The sequence below is a fragment of the Methylibium sp. T29-B genome (assembly GCF_000576225.1).
GTDB classification, from domain to species: Bacteria; Pseudomonadota; Gammaproteobacteria; order Burkholderiales; family Burkholderiaceae_C; genus Methylibium; species Methylibium petroleiphilum.
In genome coordinates this window covers 1-19,187 of sequence record NZ_AZSN01000075.1, presented here as the reverse complement: position 1 = coordinate 19,187, position 19,187 = coordinate 1, and the positions used below count along the sequence as shown (strand labels likewise).

The window sequence follows — 19,187 nt, the reverse complement described above, 5'->3', positions numbered from 1 at the left end:
CGGCCAGCCCGGCCAGCGCGCGCCGCGTCACGTCGGCGGCCCATTGCGTGGCTGGGTCCTGGAGGTGGGCGCCGGCATGCTGCAGCCGCGGGTAGCCGCGCTCGGTGCTGCCGCCCACCTGCAGGCTCTGCTTCGCGAAGCCCTGCCAGGCCAGCGGCCGCGAGTAGGTGGCCTCGCGCATCTCGAACTGGCGCGCCAGCAGCGCATCGAGCACCGATTCCGCGCGAGGACTGTAGGCCTGCACCTGCCCCTCGCCTGCCGGCAGGGCGCGGCGGAAGTGCAGCGAATCGAGCAGCGCCACCGTCCCGAAGGCCAGAAGCACCAGCGCGGAACACAGCGCCGGCGCCTCGCGGAAGGCCTTGCGCCAGGGCCGCCGCGCCTCCGGATTGCGCCATATCCACCAGGCGTACAGCGTCACGCCCAGCACCAGGAGCAGCATCACCGCGTCGGTCCAGAGGAAGACGAGTCGGGGCATGCCGTTCGCTCCCTCAGCCCAGCCGCACCCGGGGGTCGGCCCAGGTGTAGAGGATGTCGATCAGCACATAGGACGCGATGTAGAGCACCGAGCCCACGAACACCATGCTGCGAACGATCGCGAAGTCCTGGCCGCTGATGGCGTCGATCACGTAGGCGCCGAGGCCCGGGATGTCGAAGAAGCGCTCGAACACCAGGCTGCCGAGGAAGACGTAGCAGGTAGGCACCGGCGCTGGTCATGATGGGCAGCAGCGCGTTGCGCAGCACGTGACGCAGCAGCACCACGTGCTCGGCCAGGCCCTTGGCCTTGGCGGTGCGCACATAGTCCTTGTTGAGTTCCTCGAGGAACATCGCGCGGTAGAGCCGCGCCTCGCTGCCCAGGCGCGACAGCAGCGACAGGCACACCGGCAGCACCAGGAAGCGCCAGGCGTCCCAGCCGGGCGAGTAGCCCGAGATCGGCACCAACCGGAACACGCGCGAGAACAGGTACTGCCCGACGATGATGTAGAACAGGCTGGAGATCGACAGCATCACCACGCACAGCACGACGCCCCAGAAGTCGAGCCGCGAATGGCTGAAGAACACCAGCAGCAGCGCGAACAGCGTGCTCACGATCACCTGCAGGATGAACAGCGGCAGCGCGAGCTGCAGGCTCGCCGCCATGCGGCTCTTGATCTGCGTGCCGATGTCGCCGGCCGACTCGGCGTCGGCGCGGCCGAAGTCGAGCGCGAACAGGCTGACCGAGCGCTCCCAGAAGATGGTGTTCGTGGCCTGCCGGGTGCCGGTTTCCGCGGCGTTCCAGTACAGCGGCTTGTCGTAGCCGCGCTCGGCCTTCCACTTGTCGACCTGCTCGGCGGTGACGCGCTTGCCGCCGATGTTGAGCCGCGCCATGTCGTCCGGCGTGTTGACGGTGAAGAACAGGAAGAAGGTGAACAGGTTGACGCCGAGCAGGACCAGCAGCCCATAGCCCAGACGGCGCAGTGCGTAGGCGGTCATGCTCCGGCGCCCTCCCCCGCGCGCGCGCCGGTGGCCCCGCGGCCTCGCGCGGTGCTGCGCTCGCGGGCCATGAACACCCGGCGCGCCAGCCATGCCACGGCAAGCGCGGCCAGCGCCATCAACCCCAGCGGCCACCACTGCGGCCGGTTCCACTCGGCCTGCTTCGCGACGCGCAGCGCCGGGTCGACCCGGTAGTAGCGCGCCATGTCGCGCACCATCACGCCGGGCTTGCCGTTGTGCACCCAGGGCTGGAAGGCGCTGGCCGAGTACGGGAAGAAGCCGAAGGTCCAGGGCGCGTCCTCGCGCAGCAGGGCCACCATCTCGTCGATCAGCTGCTGCTTCTGCGGCCCGTCGTCGAGCAGGCGCAGGCGCTCGTAGCGCCGGTCGTACTCGGCGTTGGCGTAGTTGGCGGCGTTCTCGCCGTCATTGCCGGCCTTGGCGTTCGGGCCGTAGAGCAGGAACAGGAAGTTCTCGGCGTCCGGGTAATCGGCCAGCCAGCCCCACCAGAACACCTGCTGCCGACCCTTGCGCATCTTGTCCTGGAACTGGTTGTAGTCGGTCGCGCGGATCTCCAGCGTGACGCCGAGCTTCGCGAACTGCTTGACCATCCAGTCCATCTCGGCCTTGAGCTCGGGCGTCGGGATGCGCTGGTAGTCGTAGTTCAGCACCAGCGGCCGACCGCTCGTCGCGTCGCGACCGCCCGGATAGCCGGCCTCGGCGATCAGGCGCTCGGCATCGGCGAGCGGTCGCCGCTTGATCTCGCCGTTCACCTGCACATGCGTGACCGGGTTGAAGCCGGCCGGCGTGCCGTGGCGCGAGCCGAACATGCCGGCCGGCAGCGGGCCGTGGGCCGGCTCGCCGCCCTTGTTCGGAAACACGCGCACGTACTCCTCCCAGTCGATCGCGATCGACAGCGCCTGCCGCAGCTTGCGGTTCTTCACCTGCTGCTCCGGCGTGTCGCCCTTGCCGATCACCGGATCCAGCCAGTTGAAGCCGACGTACCAGTTCGACACGTCGACCGCGCGCGGGAAGCGGAAGCCGCGCTCGGCGAACAGCCGCCGCGTCGCCTCGGAGTCGTCGGCGTCGGCATGGAACTCGATGCCCCACTCGGGGCGCTCGATCTCCGGCACGTCGGAATAGCCCTGGATGAACTTCGACTTGATCGGCACCTTCTCCTTCTCGGCACGGAACACGAGGCGGTCGACGAAGGGCATGCGTTGGCCGCAGTCGGCCAGCAGCTCGGGCGTATCGTCCGGCGCGCCCTCGCAGGGATACAGGTCGTCCTGCCGGTAGTTCGGGTTGCGCTCCAGCACGTGGCGGCGGTCCTGCTCGTAGACCGTGGCCATGTACGGTCCGGTGCCGACCGGCCAGGTCTCCAGGCTCATGCCCTGGCCCGCCATGCCGGGCTGGGCATAGAAGGCATCGGCCTCCCAGGGGATGGGGGCAAGGAAGGTCATCGCCATCCAGTACGGCCACTGCGGGTACTTGCCGAGGATGCGGATGCGCAGCGTGTGCGGGTCCGGCGCCTCCGCGCCGGCCAGCGGGAACCTGCGCAGGTCAAGGAAGGGCTTGTCGAGCGCCGACGCGGGCAGGCCGGCGAGCAGCTTGCGGTCCTCGGCGTGCAGCAGCGCGCCGTAGTCCTTGAGCCCCAGCACATAAGCCGAGAACACCGAGAACACCGGCGCCTGCACCCGGGTGCTGGCATGGCGCTTGATGGCATAGACGAAGTCGTCGGCCACCAGCTCGCGCGTGCCCTGGTGCTCGAAATCCAGCGGCGAGTGGCGATCGCCGAGTTCGGCACGCGTCAGCGCATGGTCGGTGTGGTAGCGGTAGCGGCCCTGGCCGTCCTTCGCGAAGGCCGGGTGCGGTGCGTAGCGCACGCCGTGCTTCAGCGGCACCTCGTAGACGCTGAGTGCAACCTGCTCGCCCGGCGCGTCGTCGGGCAGCGGCTGGCCGGCTTTGTCGAAGTATTTCGGGGCGACGACGGCCACCGCGACCTTGGGCACCAGCTGATAGGGCCGCTTCAGGTAGTGGTAGCCGTAGAGCGGCTCGTAGACCTGGTAGGTGATCTTGGTCTCGTCGTTCGAGTACGACGCGGTCGGGTCCAGGTGGCGCGGCGATTTCTCCTGGAAGCCGGTGAACAGCGTGTTGGTGGCCGCCTCGCCGGCCGGCAGCGGGCTGTTGTTGCAGCCGGCCACGAGGGCCGCGCCGCACAGCAGCAACGCCAGCCGCCGGGACAGCGCGGGGAGGAAGCGACTCGACGGCGACGACACGGTGGGCGGCGGATCAGGCTCGGAGCGGAGGCGGCAGGCCCGATGGTAGCGAGCGGGGGGTCCGCGCGCCGCGCCTCAGGCCCAGCCGATCATCGCGTCGCGGCCCTCGACGACCAGCGTGGCCCGACGCCCGACCGGCAGGCAGACCTTGGTCGGCACGTGGCCGAACGGCAACCCGGTCAGGATCGGCGTGCGCGTCGTGCCGCGCAGGTGCTCGACGGCACTCCTGAGCGTGTAGCCGCGGTCCAGCGGCGACTTGCGGTAGTCGGTGAAGCCGCCCAGCACCACCGCCTTCTGCGCATCCAGCACGCCGGCCTGCTGCAGCTGCAGCAGGCTGCGCTCGATGCGGTAGGGATGCTCGTTCACGTCCTCGAGGAACAGGATGCCGCCCTTGACGCGCGGCCAGTGCGGCGTGCCCAGCAGCGACAGCAGCACGCACAGGTTGCCGCCCCACAGCGTGCCGCGCGCCTGCAGGCCGTCGAAGCCGACCTCGGTGCGGAAGCCGATGGCCTCCAGTTCGCCTCGCATCGCCTCGGCGAAGCAGGCCTCGGTGATGTCGTCGACGCCGCCCTGCTCCGGCGTGCGGCCGAAGTCGTCGCAGGCCAGCGGGCCGGCCCAGGTGGGGCGCTGCGTGTGGGCCAGCACCGCGAGCTGGAAGGCGGTCTGGTCGCTGTAGCCGACCCAGCGCTTGCCGGCGTCGATGGACTGCGCGATCAGCGGGTAGTCGATGCGGTCGAGCAGGCGCGTGAGGCCGTAGCCGCCGCGCGAGGCGAGCGCGATGTCGCGGCCGTCGCGCGCCACGCGGTGCAGCGCCGCGAGGCGCGTGTCGTCATCGCCGGCGAAACGCTGCGAGCGGGCGCGCGCCGAGTCGTCGACGTGGGCGTCGAAGCCGAGCCGGCGCAGGTGGCGTTGCGCCCGGGTGAGCGCCGCGCCCTGCGCCACCACGCCCGACGGCGAGTGGATCGTCAGGCTGCGTGCCGGTGCCTCATGGTCGTGGTCGTGACCATCGTGGTCGTGCGAGTGGGGGGCGTGCATCAAAGGTCCGTCAGGTCGCCAGGCATCGTGTCTTGCATCTCGATCACCTCGACGATGTTGTAGTCGGTTTCAGGGGCGCCCGCGGCCGGCGCTGCCGGAGCGGCGGACGACTCGTTGCGTTCGCGGCGCGCCTGCGCACGCCGCTCGGCGAAGAACTCGCGCAGCAATTGGCCGCAGGTGTCGGCCAGCACGCCGCCCTGCACCGCGGTGTGGTGGTTCAGCTGCCGCTGCGCGAACAGGTCGATCACCGAACCGGCCGCGCCGGTCTTGGGGTCGGCGGCGGCGTACACCACGCGCTTGAAGCGCGCGTGTACCAGCGCCATCGCGCACATCGCGCAGGGCTCCAGCGTCACGTACAGCTCGCAGTCCGGCAGGCGGTAATTGCCGAGCAGCTGCGTGGCGTGGCGCAGCGCGACGATCTCGCGTGCGCGGTCGGGTCGTGGGTGGTGATCGGGCGGTTGTAGCCGGTCGCCACGACCTGGTGCACACCGTCGACCTCTCGCACGATCACCGCACCGACCGGCACCTCGCCCACCAGCCAGGCGTTCTGCGCCTGGTCGAGCGCGAGCCGCATCGCGGCCTCGTCCTTGCGCGCCTGTTCGGCGGAATCGCTCATGCAGCGGGCCTCACGGGTTGGCGCCCTCGACGCGGGCCGGGACCTGCTGCATCAGCCGGTTCACGTCGTCGGCGACGCGGCGCTGCAACTGCTGCGACTGCTGAGCGGCGTGCCCGTGCCGGCCGGCAGCGCCACGCCGGCGGCACTGGCCGCCTCGGGCCGCACCGGCGCGCCGACGGCCTGCAGCTGCCGCTTCACCAGCGAACCCACGATCGCCAGCGCGACCAGCAGTCCCAGTGCCCCGAACACGATGCGCATGCGCCGTTCTCTCCTGTTCTCCGCCGTGGTCCGGATCGCCGCTCACTCGAAGCCGGCGATCGCATGCGGAATGTACGGGGCCTGCAGCGCCTGCAGCTCTTCGGGCGTGAGGCGCAGCGACAGCGCCGCGACCGCATCGTCCAGGTGCTGCAGCTTCGACGCGCCGACGATCGGTGCGGTCACGCCGGCCTGCTGCGCCACCCAGGCCAGCGCCACCTGTGCCCGCGGCACGCCGCGGGCCGTGGCCACCCGGGCCACCGCCTCGACCACCTGCCGGTCCGACTCGGCCGTGCGCTCGAGGTAGAGCCGCTTGCCGACCTCGTCGGTCGCCATGCGCCCGCTGCTTCGGTCCAGTCGCGGGTGAGACGGCCGCGCGCCAGCGGGCTCCACGGCAGCACGCCGATGCCGGCGTCGCGGCACAGCGGCAGCATCTCGCGCTCCTCCTCGCGATGGATCAGGTTGAGGTGGTTCTGCATCGTCACGAAGCGCGTCCAGCCGTGGCGCTCGGCGGTGTGCAGGGCCTTGGCGAACTGCCATGCGTACATCGACGACGCGCCGATGTAGCGCGCCTTGCCGGCCTTCACCACGTCGTGCAGCGCCTCCAGCGTCTCCTCGATCGGCGTGCCGTAGTCCCAGCGATGGATCTGGTACAGATCCACGTAGTCGGTGCCCAGCCGGCGCAGGCTGTTGTCGATCTCCGCCAGGATGGCCTTGCGCGACAGACCGCCGACGTTGGGGGCCTGCCGCGACGGGAAGTACACCTTGGTGGCGAGCACGATCTCATCGCGCCGGGCCAGCTCGCGCAGGGCACGGCCGACGATCTCTTCCGACGTGCCGTCGGAGTAGCTGTTGGCGGTGTCGAAGAAGTTGATGCCCAGGTCGAGCGAGCGCCGGATCAGGGGGCGGCTCTGCGCCTCGTCCAGCGTCCAGGGGTGGGTGCCACGCTCCGGCACGCCATACGTCATGCAGCCCAGGCACAGCCGGGACACCTTCAGCCCGGTCCGGCCGAGCGGAACGTACTCCATCGGGGTCTTCTCCTCGCACGATGAGATCGGTCACCGGCCCGCCCCGGGACCGGCATGGGCTGCATTGTGCTGCGGGCGGCGGCCGATCGGGCCACCGTCGATGGAGGAAAGCGAGCGCGCCGGACGCCGGCGCAGGCTCAGTCGCGAGGGCCCAGCGCGCGGTTGAGGCTCAATGCGGCCAGCGTGCAGGCCGCGCCCGACAGCAGGTAGATGCTGACGTAGGCCAGTCCGAAGTGGGCCGACAGCCCCAGCGCGACCAGCGGCGCGAAGGCCGCGCCGATCAGCCAGGCCAGGTCGGCGGTCAGCGCGGCGCCGGTGTAGCGGTACTTCGACGAGAAGTTCGAGGTCACCGCGCCAGCCGCCTGGCCGTAGGACAGCCCCAGCAGCGCGAAGCCGATCAGCATGAACACGTCCTGGCCCAGCGGGCCACCGCCCAGCAGCGTGGGCGCGAAGCCGCTGAACATGCCGATCAGCACCGCCGAAGCGCCCAGCGTGCTGCGCCGACCGATGCGGTCGGCGATCCAGCCCGAGGCGACGATGCCACCGGCCGCCAGTGCGGCGCCGAAGATCTGGATGGTCAGGAAGCCGGCCACCGGCTGCTGCGAGTAGAGCGTGACCCACGACAGCGGAAACACGGTCACCAGATGGAACAGCGCGTAGCTGGCGAGCGCCGCGAAGGCCCCGATCACCAGGTTGTGGCCCTCGCTGCGGACCAGTTCGCGCACGCCGATGGGCTCGAGTTCGCGCTCGTCGAGCAGGCGTTCGTACTCGTGGGTGACGACCAGCCGCAGCCGCGCGAACAGCGCCACCACGTTGATCGCGAAGGCCACGAAGAACGGGTAGCGCCAGCCCCAGGCCAGGAAGTCGGCGGTCGACAGGCTCGCCACCAGGTAGGCGAACAGGCCGCTGGCGAGCATGAAGCCCAGTGGCGCGCCGAGCTGTCCGAGCATGGCGTACCAGCCGCGACGCTCGGGCGGGGCATTGAGCGCCAGCAGCGAGGGCAGCCCATCCCAGGACCCGCCCAGCGCCACGCCCTGGCCGATGCGGAACAGCGCCAGCAGCACGATCGAGGCCGCGCCCAGCGTCTGGTAGCCGGGCAGGAAGGCGATGCCGGCGGTCGAGGTGCCCAGCAGGAACAGCGCCACCGTGAGCTTGGTGCCGCGGCTCCAGCGCCGCTGGATGGCCATCGACAGCACGGTGCCGAGCGGCCGCGCGACGAAGGCGAACGAGAACACGACGAAGGCGTACAGCGTGCCCTGCAGTCGGTCGGCAAAAGGAAAGAACAGCGCGGGGAAGACCAGCACCGAGCAATGCCGTAGACGAAGAAGTCGAAGTACTCGGAGGCCCGACCGATGACGACGCCGACCGCGATCTCGCCGGGCGCGACCTTCTGGTGGTCGGCGGAACGCTGCCGTTCGTCGCGCTCGGGGGCGCTGGACGACGGCAGATGGGGCTGGGCGTGGCTGAAGCTGGACATCGGACGGACGGCCTCCGGGCGACCCGGGACGGCGGCTTGACGGGACGGTGACGCAGGTTCGCATGGCGCGGCGCCGGCCGCCATAGGACAAAACGTCCAATCGCCGGCACGCGCCGGGGCCTCTACATTGCGCCCGCGCCGCCCCGTCCGTGGTCCGCGGCGCCGAACCTCTCACGCCCTCGCATGCGCCCACTCAAGTCACTCCGCGGTCTGCTGCTCGCGCTCGCCCCGCTCGCCCTGCTCGCCGGCTGCGACACCGTGCTGCTGAACCCGTCCGGCGACATCGCCGCCCAGCAGGGCCGCCTGATCGTGGTCTCCACGGTGCTGATGCTGCTGATCATCGTGCCGGTGATCGTGCTGACGCTGCTGTTCGCCTGGCGCTACCGCGCATCGAACAAGGCGGCCACCTACGCCCCCGACTGGGACCACTCCACCCAGCTCGAGCTGGTGATCTGGGCCGCGCCGCTGCTGATCATCATCGCCCTCGGTGCCGTGACCTGGATCAGCACCCACACGCTGGATCCCTACCGTCCGCTGCAGCGCATCGACGCGCAGCGCCCGGTCGCGCCGGACACGCCGACGCTGACCGTCGAGGTGGTGGCGCTCGACTGGAAGTGGTTGTTCATCTACCCCGAGCAGGGCATCGCCACCGTCAACGAACTGGCCGCGCCGGTCGACGTGCCGATCCGCTTCAAGATCACCTCGTCATCGGTGATGAATTCGTTCTACATCCCCGCGCTGGCCGGCCAGATCTACGCGATGCCCGGCATGGAGACCAAGCTGCACGCGGTGATCAACCGGGTGGGCGACTATGAAGGCTTCTCGGCCAACTACAGCGGCGCGGGCTTCTCCGGCATGCGCTTCACCTTCCGCGGCATGGCGCCGCAGGATTTCCATCGCTGGGTCGACGCCACCCGCGCGGGCCGGGGCACGCTCGACCGCACCGCCTACCTTCAGCTCGAGAAGCCCAGCGAGCGCGAACCGGCGCGCCGCTACGCCCGCGTCGCCCCCGACCTCTATGACGCCATCGTCGACCGCTGCGTCGAGCCCGGCACGCTGTGCATGAAGCAGATCATGGCCCTGGACGCGCGCCGCGGCGCCGGCGCGAACGCGCTGCCGAACGGCCCGGACGCGGTCTGCACCGTGGCCGATGCCGATGCACCACTCGTCGCCACCGACGCCGCCACGCGTCCCGCGTTCGTCGCGACCCCCTGAGCCGGCCCGCGCCCCGCCGCCTCGCCGACCGATCCCCCTGGCCCCGCACCCACGATGTTCGACCATCCCGATACGACGAAGCTCCTGTTCGGCCGCCTGACCTGGGACGCCATCCCGCTGCACGAGCCCATCCTGCTCGCGACCTTCGCGATGGTGGTGCTGGGCGGCATCGCGGTCCTCGGCGCGCTGACCTGCTTCCGCGCCTGGGGAACGCTGTGGCGTGACTGGATCACCAGCATCGACCACAAGAAGATCGGGATCATGTACATCATCCTGGGCCTGGTGATGCTGCTGCGCGGCTTCGCCGACGCCTGATGATGCGGGCCCAGCAGGCCATCGCCTTCGGCGACAACCTGGGCTACCTGCCGCCGCACCACTACGACCAGATCTTCACGGCCCACGGCGTGATCATGATCTTCTTCGTGGCCATGCCGCTGGTCACCGGGTTGATGAACTTCGTCGTGCCGCTGCAGATCGGCGCCCGCGACGTGGCCTTCCCGTTCCTGAACAACTTCAGCTTCTGGATGACGACCTTCGGCGCCGGCCTGCTGATGGTGTCGCTGTTCGTCGGCGAGTTCGCCAAGACCGGCTGGCTGGCCTACCCGCCGCTGTCGGGCATCGCCTTCAGCCCCGACGTGGGGGTCGACTACTACATCTGGTCGCTGCAGATCGCCGGGGTCGGCACCCTGCTCTCCGGCGTGAACCTGATCGCCACCATCGTCAAGATGCGTGCGCCGGGCATGACGCTGATGAAGATGCCGGTCTTCACCTGGACCGCGCTGTGCACCAACGTGCTGATCGTCGCGGCCTTCCCGGTGCTGACCGCCGTGCTGGCGCTGCTCTCGCTGGACCGCTACGTCGGCACGAACTTCTTCACGAACGACCTCGGCGGCAACGCGATGATGTACGTGAACCTCATCTGGATCTGGGGCCACCCCGAGGTCTACATCCTGGTGCTGCCGGTGTTCGGCATCTTCTCCGAGGTGGTGTCCACCTTCTCCGGCAAGCGCCTCTTCGGCTACGCTCGATGGTCTACGCGACGGTGGTCATCACGATCCTGTCCTACCTGGTCTGGCTGCACCACTTCTTCACGATGGGCTCGGGCGCCAGCGTCAACTCCTTCTTCGGGATCACGACGATGATCATCTCGATCCCGACCGGCGCGAAGATCTTCAACTGGCTGTTCACGATGTACCGCGGCCGCATCCGCTTCGAGGTGCCGATGCTGTGGACCGTGGGTTTCATGGTCACCTTCGTGATCGGCGGCATGACCGGCGTGCTGCTCGCGGTGCCACCGGCCGACTTCGTGCTGCACAACAGCCTGTTCCTGATCGCGCACTTCCACAACGTGATCATCGGTGGCGTGCTGTTCGGCCTGCTGGCCGGCATCACCTACTGGTATCCCAAGGCCTTCGGCTACAAGCTCGATCCGTTCTGGGGCAAGTGCTCGTTCTGGTTCTGGCTGAGCGGCTTCTACCTCGCCTTCATGCCGCTGTACGTGCTGGGTCTGATGGGCGTGACGCGCCGCGTCAGCCACTTCGAGGACAGCTCGCTGCAGATCTGGTTCCAGATCGCCGCCTTCGGCGCGGTGCTGATCGCGCTGGGCATCGCCTGCTTCCTGATCCAGCTGGTGGTGAGCTTCCGTCGCCGCCACGCGCTGCGCGACATGACGGGCGACCCCTGGGACGGCCGCACGCTGGAGTGGTCGACCGCCTCGCCCCCGCCGGCCTACAACTTCGCGTTCACGCCGATCGTGCACGACAACGACGCCTGGCACGACATGAAGTCGCGCGGCTACGCACGACCGCTCAACGGCTACACCGCGATCCACATGCCGAAGAACACCGGCGCCGGCTTCGTGATCTCGGCGATCGCGGCGGTCTGCGCGTTCGCGCTGGTCTGGCACATGTGGCTGCTGGCCGGTGTCGCCTTCGCCGTGCTGATGGTGGCGGTGATCGTGCACACCTTCAATTACCACCGCGACTTCCACATCCCGGCCGACGAGGTGACCCGCGTCGAGGGAGCCCGCACCCGCCTGCTCGCTGCCGCCCATGTCTGATACCGCCACCCTCGCCCCGGCGCTGCCGGGCACCGCCGGCGCGACGGCCACGCCGCGCTTCCACGTCGTCGGTGAGCACCATGTCGAGAACGGCACGCTGCTCGGCTTCTGGCTCTACCTGATGAGCGACTGCCTCATCTTCGCCTGCCTGTTCGCGGTGCACGGCGTGCTGGGCCGCAGCTATGCCGGCGGCCCGAGCGGCGCGGAGTTGTTCGACCTGAAGCTGGTCGCGATCAACACCTCGCTGCTGCTGCTGTCCTCGATCACCTACGGCTTCGCGATGATCGAGATGCAGCGCCGCCGCCAGGGCGCGACATTGCTGTGGCTCGCGATCACCGGACTGTTCGGCGCGGGCTTCATCGGCCTGGAGCTCTACGAGTTCGCGCACCTGATCCACGAGGGCGCGGTGCCGCAGCGCAGTGCCTTCCTGTCCTCGTTCTTCACGTTGGTCGGCACGCACGGGCTGCACGTGAGCTTCGGCGTGGTGTGGCTGGTCACGCTGATGGTCCAGGTCGGTCGCCACGGCCTGGTCGCGGAGAACCGGCGCCGCCTGATGTGCCTGTCGATGTTCTGGCACTTCCTCGACGTCGTCTGGATCGGCGTCTTCACCTTCGTCTACCTGATGGGAGTGCTGCCATGAGCGCGCCGGTCGATACGCACCACCACGACGGCCATGAGGGCGACGAGGCCGGCCACGGCTCGCTGAAGGCTATGTCATCGGATTCATGCTGTCGCTGGTGCTGACCGCGATCCCGTTCTGGCTGGTGATGGGCAAGGTGATCGCCTCGTCGGGCCTCACGGCCCTCGTCATCCTCGGCTTCGCCGCGGTGCAGATCGTCGTCCACATGGTCTACTTCCTGCACATGAACGCAAAGTCCGAAGGCGGATGGACGATCCTGGCCTTGATCTTCACGCTCGTGCTCGTCGTGATCACGCTGAGCGGCTCGCTGTGGGTGATGTACCACCTCAACCACAACATGATGCCGGCGTCGATGCACGAAGTGCGCAACATGCCTTGAGCCCGGCGGGCCGGCACGCTGCCGCGCCCGACGCCGGCCGATCGACGCACGTGCGCCTGGTTGTCGCGGCCGCGGCCCTGGCGGCCTTCGTCGTGTTCACCGCGCTCGGCGGCTGGCAGCTCCAGCGGCGCGCCTGGAAGCTCGACCTGATCGAGCGCGTCGAGCAGCGCGTGCACGCGGCGCCGGTCGCGGCGCCCGAGCGCGCACGCTGGCCCGAGGTCACCGAGGCCACCGACGAGTACCGCCGCGTCCGGCTCGCCGGACGCTATCTGCACGCGCAGGCCACGCGCGTGCAGGCGGTCACCGTGCTCGGCGCGGGTCACTGGCTGCTGACGCCGCTGCGGCAGGCCGATGGCAGCGTGGTGCTGGTGAACCGCGGCTTCGTGCCGTCCGGCTGGCGCGCGCCGGCGGCGGTTGCGGGCGACGAGATCGTCGTGACCGGACTGCTGCGGCTGAGCGAACCGGGCGGCGGTTTCCTGCGCCGCAACGACCCTGCGGCCGACCGTTGGACCTCGCGCGACGTGGCCGGCATCGCTCGCGCCCACGGCCTGGGCCAGATTGCGCCCTATTTCGTCGACGCGGACGCCGGCGCCGCGCCGGTGCCGGACGGCGACGGGCCGGTCGGCGGGCTCACGGTGATCCGCTTTGCCAACAACCACCTCGTGTACGCACTGACCTGGTTCGCGCTGGCGTTCATGGTTGCCGGCGCGGCACTGTGGGTGGTGCACGACGCTCGCCGCCGCCGCGGCGCAGCAGCCGTCCCCGCAGGAGAGCGCGATGCGCCGCAAGCTTGACGCGGCGACGACCGGCGCTCGCGCCGCGATCGTCGACACCTCGACCGGCCTGAACAACATGCAGCAGCTGATCCAGCTGCGCTGGATCGCGGTGGTGGGCCAGGTGGCGACGATCGCGGTCGTGCACTTCGGCTTCGGGATCCGGCTGCCGCTGGAGCAGATGGCGGCGACGCTGGCCTGCCTGGTCGCGTTCAACGTCGCGAGTCAGGCTCGCTGGCGATCGCGCCAGCGGGTGTCCGACCGCGAGCTCTTCGTCGCGCTGCTGGTCGACGTCGGCGCGCTGACGGTCCAGCTCTCTCTGAGCGGTGGGACCGGCAACCCCTTCGTCTTCCTGTTCCTGCTGCAGGTGATCCTGGGAGCCGTGCTGCTGGAGACGGCGTCGATCTGGACGCTGGTGTCGATCACCGGAGGCTGCGTCGTCGCCCTCACCAGCCTGCACCGCCCGTTGCCGATCCCGCTCGACCCCGGGGGCGGTCTCGCCAGCCCCTACATCCGCGGCCTGCTGATCTGCTTCGTGCTCGACGCCGCGCTGCTGGTCACCTTCGTCACCCGCATCGAGCGCAACCTGCGCCACCGTGACGCGCGGCTCGCCGCACTGCGCCAGCGCGCAGCCGAGGAGGACCACATCGTGCGCATGGGGCTGCTCGCCTCCGGCGCGGCCCACGAGCTCGGCACGCCGCTGTCGACGCTGTCGGTGATCCTCGGCGACTGGCGCCACTTGCCGCACTTCACCTCCGACCCCGAACTGCACGGCGAGGTCTGCGAGATGCAGACGCAGATCGAGCGCTGCAAGGCGATAGTCAGCGGTATCCTGCTGTCGGCCGGCAAGGCGCGCGGCGAGGCCTCGGTGGCCACCACGCTGGGTCGCTTCCTGGACGACCTGCTGGCCGAATGGCGCACCACGCGACCCGCCGTCACGCTGACCTATGCGAACCGCTTCGGCGACGACGACCCGCCGATCGTCTCGGATTCGGCCGTCAAGCAGACCCTGCACAACCTGCTCGACAACGCGCTCGAGGCCTCGCCACGCTGGGTCGGCCTGGATGTCGACCGCGACGGCGACACGCTGGTGCTGACCGTCAAGGACACCGGACCCGGCTTCGCGCCGGAGATGCTGGCGCAGTTCGGCAAGCCTACCAGTCGAGCAAGGGGCGGCCCGGGGGCGGCCTGGGACTGTTCCTGGTGGTCAACGTCGTGCGCACGCTGGGCGGTACCGTCGCTGCGCGCAACCGCTCGAGCGGTGGCGCGATCGTCACAATACGGCTGCCGCTGTCAGCGATCACGCTCGAGGAACCGGAAGCCCATGGACGTTGAGCGGCTGCTGCTGATCGTCGAGGACGATGCCTCCTTCGCCCGCACACTGGGCCGCTCGTTCGAGCGCCGCGGCTACACGGTGCTGCTGGCGGCGAATCTGGAGCAGGTGGCGGCGCTGCTGGGGGAGCGCACGCCGGGCTATGCGGTGGTCGACCTCAAGCTGGCCGGCGGCGGCTCCGGCCTGGCGTGCGTGCGCACGCTGCACGCGCACGACCCCGAGATGCTGATCGTCGTGCTGACCGGCTACGCCAGCATCGCCACCGCCGTGGAAGCCATCAAGCTCGGCGCCTGCCACTACCTAGCCAAGCCCTCCAACACCGACGACATCGAGGCGGCCTTCGGGCGCGCCGAGGGCAACGCCGAGGTCGACCTGACGCAGCGCGCCAGCTCCATCAAGACGCTGGAGTGGGAGCGCATCCACGAGACCCTGGCCGAGACCGGCTTCAACATCTCCGAGACCGCGCGCCGGCTCGGCATGCACCGTCGCACGCTGGCGCGCAAGCTCGAGAAGCAGCGCGTCAAGTAGCGGGCTGCGCCACGCCGGCCTCGTCGGCCAGCGGTCTGGGTTGCTTGCGTTGCAGCCACAGGTACAGGCCACTGCCGAGCACGATGATGGTGGCGATGTCCAGCAGCGCCCAAAGAATCTTCATCGGTAGGCCGGCGTAGTCGCCGAAGTGCAGCGGTTGCGACACCATCAGCGCGGTCAGGTACCACGGCAGCGCCGGCGCCGCGGTGACCTCGGTGGTCTTCGCGTCGACGAGCACGGGTTGCAGCAGCTTGGACGTGAGCGGCTCATCCCCCCGCAGGAAGAAGGTGGTGTGGTGCGGGCTCGAGAAGGCCGTGCCCGGGAAGGCGATGAACGACAGCTTGCGGCCCGGCGCGTGCGCCAGCGCGCCGTCCAGCGATCGCTGGACCGAACCGCGCTCGCCCACGGGTACCGGCGGCTGGCCCTGGTAGGGCGCGAGCAGTGCACCGAGCTGGTCGTACTGCCAGTACTTCACCAGCGGGTCGGCCCAGGTGTTGATGACGCCGGTGGCCCCGACCACGAAGGCCCAGACCAGCGTCACGATGCCCAGCAGGTTGTGCAGGTCCAGCCATTTGACGCGCGCGGACCGCTCGCGCCGCACCTCGCCGAAGCGCAGCTTGCGCATGAAGGGCGCGTACAGCACCACGCCGCTGACGATGGCCACGAGCAGCAGCAGCCCCATAAACCCGAGGAAAAGCGTTCCCGGCAGGCCCGCGAACAGGTCGACGTGCAGCTTGAACATCACGTGCATGAAGCCCTCGTCGAACTTCGGCTCGGCCAGCACCTCGGCCGTGCGCGCGTCGACTGCCACCGACTTGAAGTCCTCGGTCGGCGCGGGCGTGGGCGTGAGCGTGACGAACCACAGGTCGGTGCTGTCCTCGGGCTGCGAGGCGAACTGCACCACGCGCTCGGGGTGGCGCGCCCGCGCGACTTCCAGCACGCGGTCCAGGTCGGCGTAGGGGGTGCCGGCCGGCATCGGCGGCGCCTCGACCTCGGTGCCGAGCAGGTGGCCGATCTCGTGATGGAAGATCAGCGGCAGGCCGGTGAGGCACAGCAGCAGCATGAACACCGTGCAGACCAGGCTGCTCCACTTGTGCAGCCAGGTCCAGGTGCGGATCGCGCGGGCATCGAGCATGCAGCCGCCTCGTTCAGAAGTCGACGCTGGCGCTCAGCACGAAGGTGCGGGGCGCGCCGATGTTCAGATAGCCGGCATCCGGGTAACCGCCGACCGATGCCCAATAGTCACGGTCGGTCAGGTTGTCGATGCGCGCGCGCAGCGTCACCAGGCGGTCCTGCACGTCCAACAGGTAGCGCGCCCCCACATCCACCCGGGTCCAGCCGGGCACGCGCAACGTGTTGGCGCTGTCGGCGTAGACCGACCCGGTGCGGACCACGCGGGCGTCGAGCGCGAGGCCCTGCACGCCGGTCACGTCCCACTCGACGCCGAGATTGGCCTGCGTGCGGGGAATGCCCAGCGTGCGCTTGCCCTCGGTGGCCGCACTGCCGGTTTCCTTCTGCTTGGCATCGAGCCAAGTCAGGCCGCCCAGCACGCGCAGGCCGCGTACGGCCTCGCCGTAGGCGGTCAGCTCGACACCCCGGTGGCGATCCTCGCCGCCCGCGGTGAACGTGGTCCCGGTGGTGCCACCCACCGCTCGCGGCTTGTCGGTGCTGAAGAGCGCTGCACCCAGGCCCAGGCGATCGGCCTCGTACTTCGCGCCGATCTCCTTCTGCTTGGAGACATAGGGCGCCAGCATGGCGTTCGGATTGTTGGCAGTGGCCGGCGCGGTGTCACCCTTGCTCAGGCCCTCGATGTAGTTGGCGTAGAGCGACAACTGCTTCGTCGCCTTGTAGACCGCGCCGACCAGCGGGCTGACGCGGCTGTCGTCGTAGACCGGTGCAGCGACGCCGGTGGTGTAGGCGTAGTTCTCGATGCGCAGGGTCTGATGGCGGGCACCCAGTGTCAGCAGAAAGCGATCGCCATCGAACGACAAGGTGTCGCCGAGCGCCAGACTGGTGAGGCGGGTGCGCGCCGTCAGCGCCGGCGACGCCAGATCGTTGCCGCCGCCGGCGCCGGCGCTGAATGCCGGCTCGGGCGACCGCACCGGACGATAGAGGTTGGTGGCCTGCTGGTTGCCGAAGTCGAACAGATAGGCGTTCTTCGTTTCCAGCTTGAAGTAGGACGCCGAAACGACCCACTCGTGACCCACGCTGCCCGTCCTGAGCTTGCCTCGCAGCCCCAACTCGCCGGTGTCGACGCGGTCTTCGCGGGTGTTGTCGAAGCGATAGGTGTAGCCGTCGCCGCTGACCGGGTCGAGCAGCGTGAAGTTCGCCAGCGAATTGGCCTCGTCGCTTCGACGCAAGCCGTAGGCCGCCCAGGCCGTGACGTCGGCTCCGAGGTCGACTTCGCCGCGCAAGGTACCGAAAACGTCTTTCTCGTTCGAGTACGACCACGGTTGCGATGCGTTCGTCTCGTTGTCCGGCAGGGCCGGCATCGCCGTCACCGGCGTCAGGAAATCGCCCAGCGTCACGCTGCTGCGGGTGCGCTTCAGCCGGTTGTCCTGGAAGCCGATGTCGCCGGACAGTCGCACGTCGCGGCTGCGCCAGTCGGCGCCCAACGAGACGAGGCCGAGACGGGCCTTTTCCTCGTCGACCGCGGTATCACCATCACGGTAAGCCGCGTTCAGGCGCAAGCCGGTGCTCCGGTCCGGACCGAAGCGACGGGAGATATCCACAGCCGCGCTGCCCTGCGGCCCGCTGGCCGCGCCGACCGTCACGCGGTTCAGGTCTTCGTTGGAGGCGCGCTTGGGCAGCAGGTTGATGCTGCCGCCGAGGCCACCCCCCGACGGCGTGGCGCCGGACAGGAAGGCGGACGCGCCACGCAACACCTCCACGCGCTCGAACAATTCCGTCGCGATGTACTGGCGCGGCAGCAGGTTGTACAGGCCGTTGTAGGCCACGTCGTCAGAGCCGAGGATGAAGCCGCGGATGAAGTACGACTCCTGGAAGTTGCCGAAGCCGCGCGCCACGCGCACGCCCGGATCGTTCTGCAGCACGTCGCCGACGCTCCTGGCCTGGCGATCCTGGATCAGTTCGTTGGTGTAGCTGGTGATGCTGAACGGCGTGTCCAGGTTGTCCTTGGTGCCGAGGATGCCGGCGCGCCCGCCGCGCGCCACCTGCCCGCCCGGAAACGCCGGGGACAGCCCTTGCGCCGAGGCGTCGGCACTGGCCTTCACGGTGATCGGCGGCAGCGTCACGGTCGCGTTCGCGTCGGCCGGGGCCGATGGCGTTTCGGATTGCGCGTGCGCGGCGGGGAGCTGACAGGCCATAGCCGCAGCCAGCGCCACGGAGGCGAGTGTTCTCATCGTTTGTTCCTTAGGGGGTTCGATCGGTGGCGGGCCGCACGCGTCGGCGTGCGCCATGCCAAGTCATGACCGCAACCGGCACACTGAGCGCGAACCACGACCACACGTCGCCCCAGGCATCCGACAACAACGCCGACACGAGGCCGGTAGCCGTCAAGACACCCAGAACGACCGGCCAAACCCAAAGGCGGGCGGCAATTGAATCCATGGGATGGTTCGATCAAAAATACCGCGAATGATAATAATTCGCGTTATCTTATATTCAATCGAGGCACCACCGCAAGTCGTTGTCAACCCGCGCCGATCTGATCTGACGAGGCAAAGCTGCCGTGCGACGACGCCCGCCCCGCTGCAGATCGCCCTATTCCCACTCTATTGTCAACAGGCGGGCGCTTTTCATAGGTAAGAACCGAGCTTCGTTGGCCGGAAATCGGCCGGATACCGACATCTATACCGTCACCAAGCAATGCATGACAAAGGTCACCCTTATGACCTGGAGCGATGAAACCCACTTCAAGGCCGACCGCAAGGTAGCACAGGACGCCCTCACTCAAGCGTGACGGTATCCGAAGTGCCGTGCTGCGAGCCAATGACGGTATCGCCGGCCTCCGTGACGGTATCGCCTCCTCCAGTGCAGGCCGGCCCGGCGGGCGACTTCCGCGCTGGGGAACTTGACTCAACCTCGCCTGTAAGGAGGCGGGCGACGGTATCCAGTGTCCAAGGCGGTACTTCCTGTCGGTATTG

At 69.2% G+C, this 19,187-nt stretch carries 10 protein-coding genes and 8 pseudogenes; 8 read left to right on the top strand and 10 right to left on the bottom strand.

All coding sequences use genetic code 11. The features are described 5' to 3' along the window. The 8 genes and pseudogenes from Y694_RS12945 to Y694_RS12910 form a co-directional block, all read right to left on the bottom strand. Positions 1-475 (bottom strand): annotated as a pseudogene (locus tag Y694_RS12945) (ABC transporter permease); the annotation flags it as partial. Between the two features lie 13 nt (positions 476-488). Continuing rightward, positions 489-1,470 (bottom strand): annotated as a pseudogene (locus tag Y694_RS12940) (ABC transporter permease). Next, a complete protein-coding gene (locus Y694_RS12935) occupies positions 1,467-3,743 on the bottom strand; it encodes an ABC transporter substrate-binding protein (RefSeq protein ID WP_036233076.1) in 2,277 nt (758 codons plus the stop codon). Before Y694_RS12935 ends, Y694_RS12940 begins: the two are co-directional and overlap by 4 nt. Positions 3,744-3,818: 75 nt before the next feature. Beyond that, positions 3,819-4,778, bottom strand: a complete 960-nt coding sequence (locus Y694_RS12930) for an LD-carboxypeptidase (RefSeq protein ID WP_011829345.1) — start codon at positions 4,776-4,778, stop codon at positions 3,819-3,821. Beyond that, positions 4,778-5,394 (bottom strand): annotated as a pseudogene (gene tadA / locus Y694_RS12925) (tRNA adenosine(34) deaminase TadA). Before tadA ends, Y694_RS12930 begins: the two are co-directional and overlap by 1 nt. 60 nt (positions 5,395-5,454) lie before the next feature. Beyond that, complete coding sequence (locus Y694_RS12920) at positions 5,455-5,652, bottom strand: hypothetical protein (protein WP_051495756.1); 198 nt, start codon at positions 5,650-5,652, stop codon at positions 5,455-5,457. Positions 5,653-5,694: 42 nt separating this feature from the next. Further along, positions 5,695-6,677, bottom strand: a pseudogene (locus Y694_RS12915) (aldo/keto reductase). Between the two features lie 137 nt (positions 6,678-6,814). Then, positions 6,815-8,049: pseudogene (locus Y694_RS12910) on the bottom strand (MFS transporter). Between Y694_RS12910 and Y694_RS25855 the strand changes: the two are divergent. From Y694_RS25855 to Y694_RS12875, 8 genes and pseudogenes are all read left to right on the top strand, one after another. Continuing rightward, the gene (locus Y694_RS25855) at positions 8,030-8,194 is read left to right on the top strand and encodes a hypothetical protein (protein ID WP_231497672.1); all 165 of its coding nucleotides are present in this window, start codon (positions 8,030-8,032) and stop codon (positions 8,192-8,194) included. The pseudogene Y694_RS12910 and the gene Y694_RS25855 overlap by 20 nt on opposite strands. Before the next feature lie 143 nt (positions 8,195-8,337). Next, the gene (gene cyoA / locus Y694_RS12905; RefSeq protein WP_011829340.1) at positions 8,338-9,369 is read left to right on the top strand and encodes a ubiquinol oxidase subunit II; all 1,032 of its coding nucleotides are present in this window, start codon (positions 8,338-8,340) and stop codon (positions 9,367-9,369) included. 54 nt (positions 9,370-9,423) lie between these two features. Then, positions 9,424-11,428: pseudogene (cyoB, locus tag Y694_RS12900) on the top strand (cytochrome o ubiquinol oxidase subunit I). After that, positions 11,421-12,068 carry a cytochrome o ubiquinol oxidase subunit III gene (gene cyoC / locus Y694_RS12895; protein ID WP_011829338.1) on the top strand — a complete coding sequence of 216 codons (648 nt, stop codon included), beginning with the start codon at positions 11,421-11,423 and terminating at the stop codon, positions 12,066-12,068. The pseudogene cyoB and the gene cyoC overlap by 8 nt, the downstream one beginning before the upstream one ends. Further along, positions 12,065-12,447: pseudogene (cyoD, locus tag Y694_RS12890) on the top strand (cytochrome o ubiquinol oxidase subunit IV). The gene cyoC and the pseudogene cyoD overlap by 4 nt, the downstream one beginning before the upstream one ends. Then, positions 12,444-13,241 (top strand): SURF1 family protein, encoded by a 798-nt coding sequence (locus Y694_RS12885; protein WP_051495755.1) that lies wholly within the window; start codon positions 12,444-12,446, stop codon positions 13,239-13,241. Before cyoD ends, Y694_RS12885 begins: the two are co-directional and overlap by 4 nt. Continuing rightward, positions 13,225-14,555 (top strand): annotated as a pseudogene (locus Y694_RS12880) (ATP-binding protein). Before Y694_RS12885 ends, Y694_RS12880 begins: the two are co-directional and overlap by 17 nt. After that, a complete protein-coding gene (locus Y694_RS12875; protein WP_036233073.1) occupies positions 14,545-15,081 on the top strand; it encodes a response regulator transcription factor in 537 nt (178 codons plus the stop codon). The pseudogene Y694_RS12880 and the gene Y694_RS12875 overlap by 11 nt, the downstream one beginning before the upstream one ends. Here Y694_RS12875 and Y694_RS12870 read toward each other — a convergent pair. Then, positions 15,074-16,216: a PepSY domain-containing protein gene (locus Y694_RS12870; RefSeq protein ID WP_036233071.1), complete on the bottom strand. Its 1,143-nt coding sequence runs from the start codon at positions 16,214-16,216 to the stop codon at positions 15,074-15,076. The two genes, Y694_RS12875 and Y694_RS12870, sit on opposite strands and share 8 nt — an antisense overlap. Before the next feature lie 13 nt (positions 16,217-16,229). Further along, a complete protein-coding gene (locus Y694_RS12865) occupies positions 16,230-18,443 on the bottom strand; it encodes a TonB-dependent siderophore receptor (protein ID WP_036233068.1) in 2,214 nt (737 codons plus the stop codon). Positions 18,444-19,187: the final 744 nt, after the last annotated feature.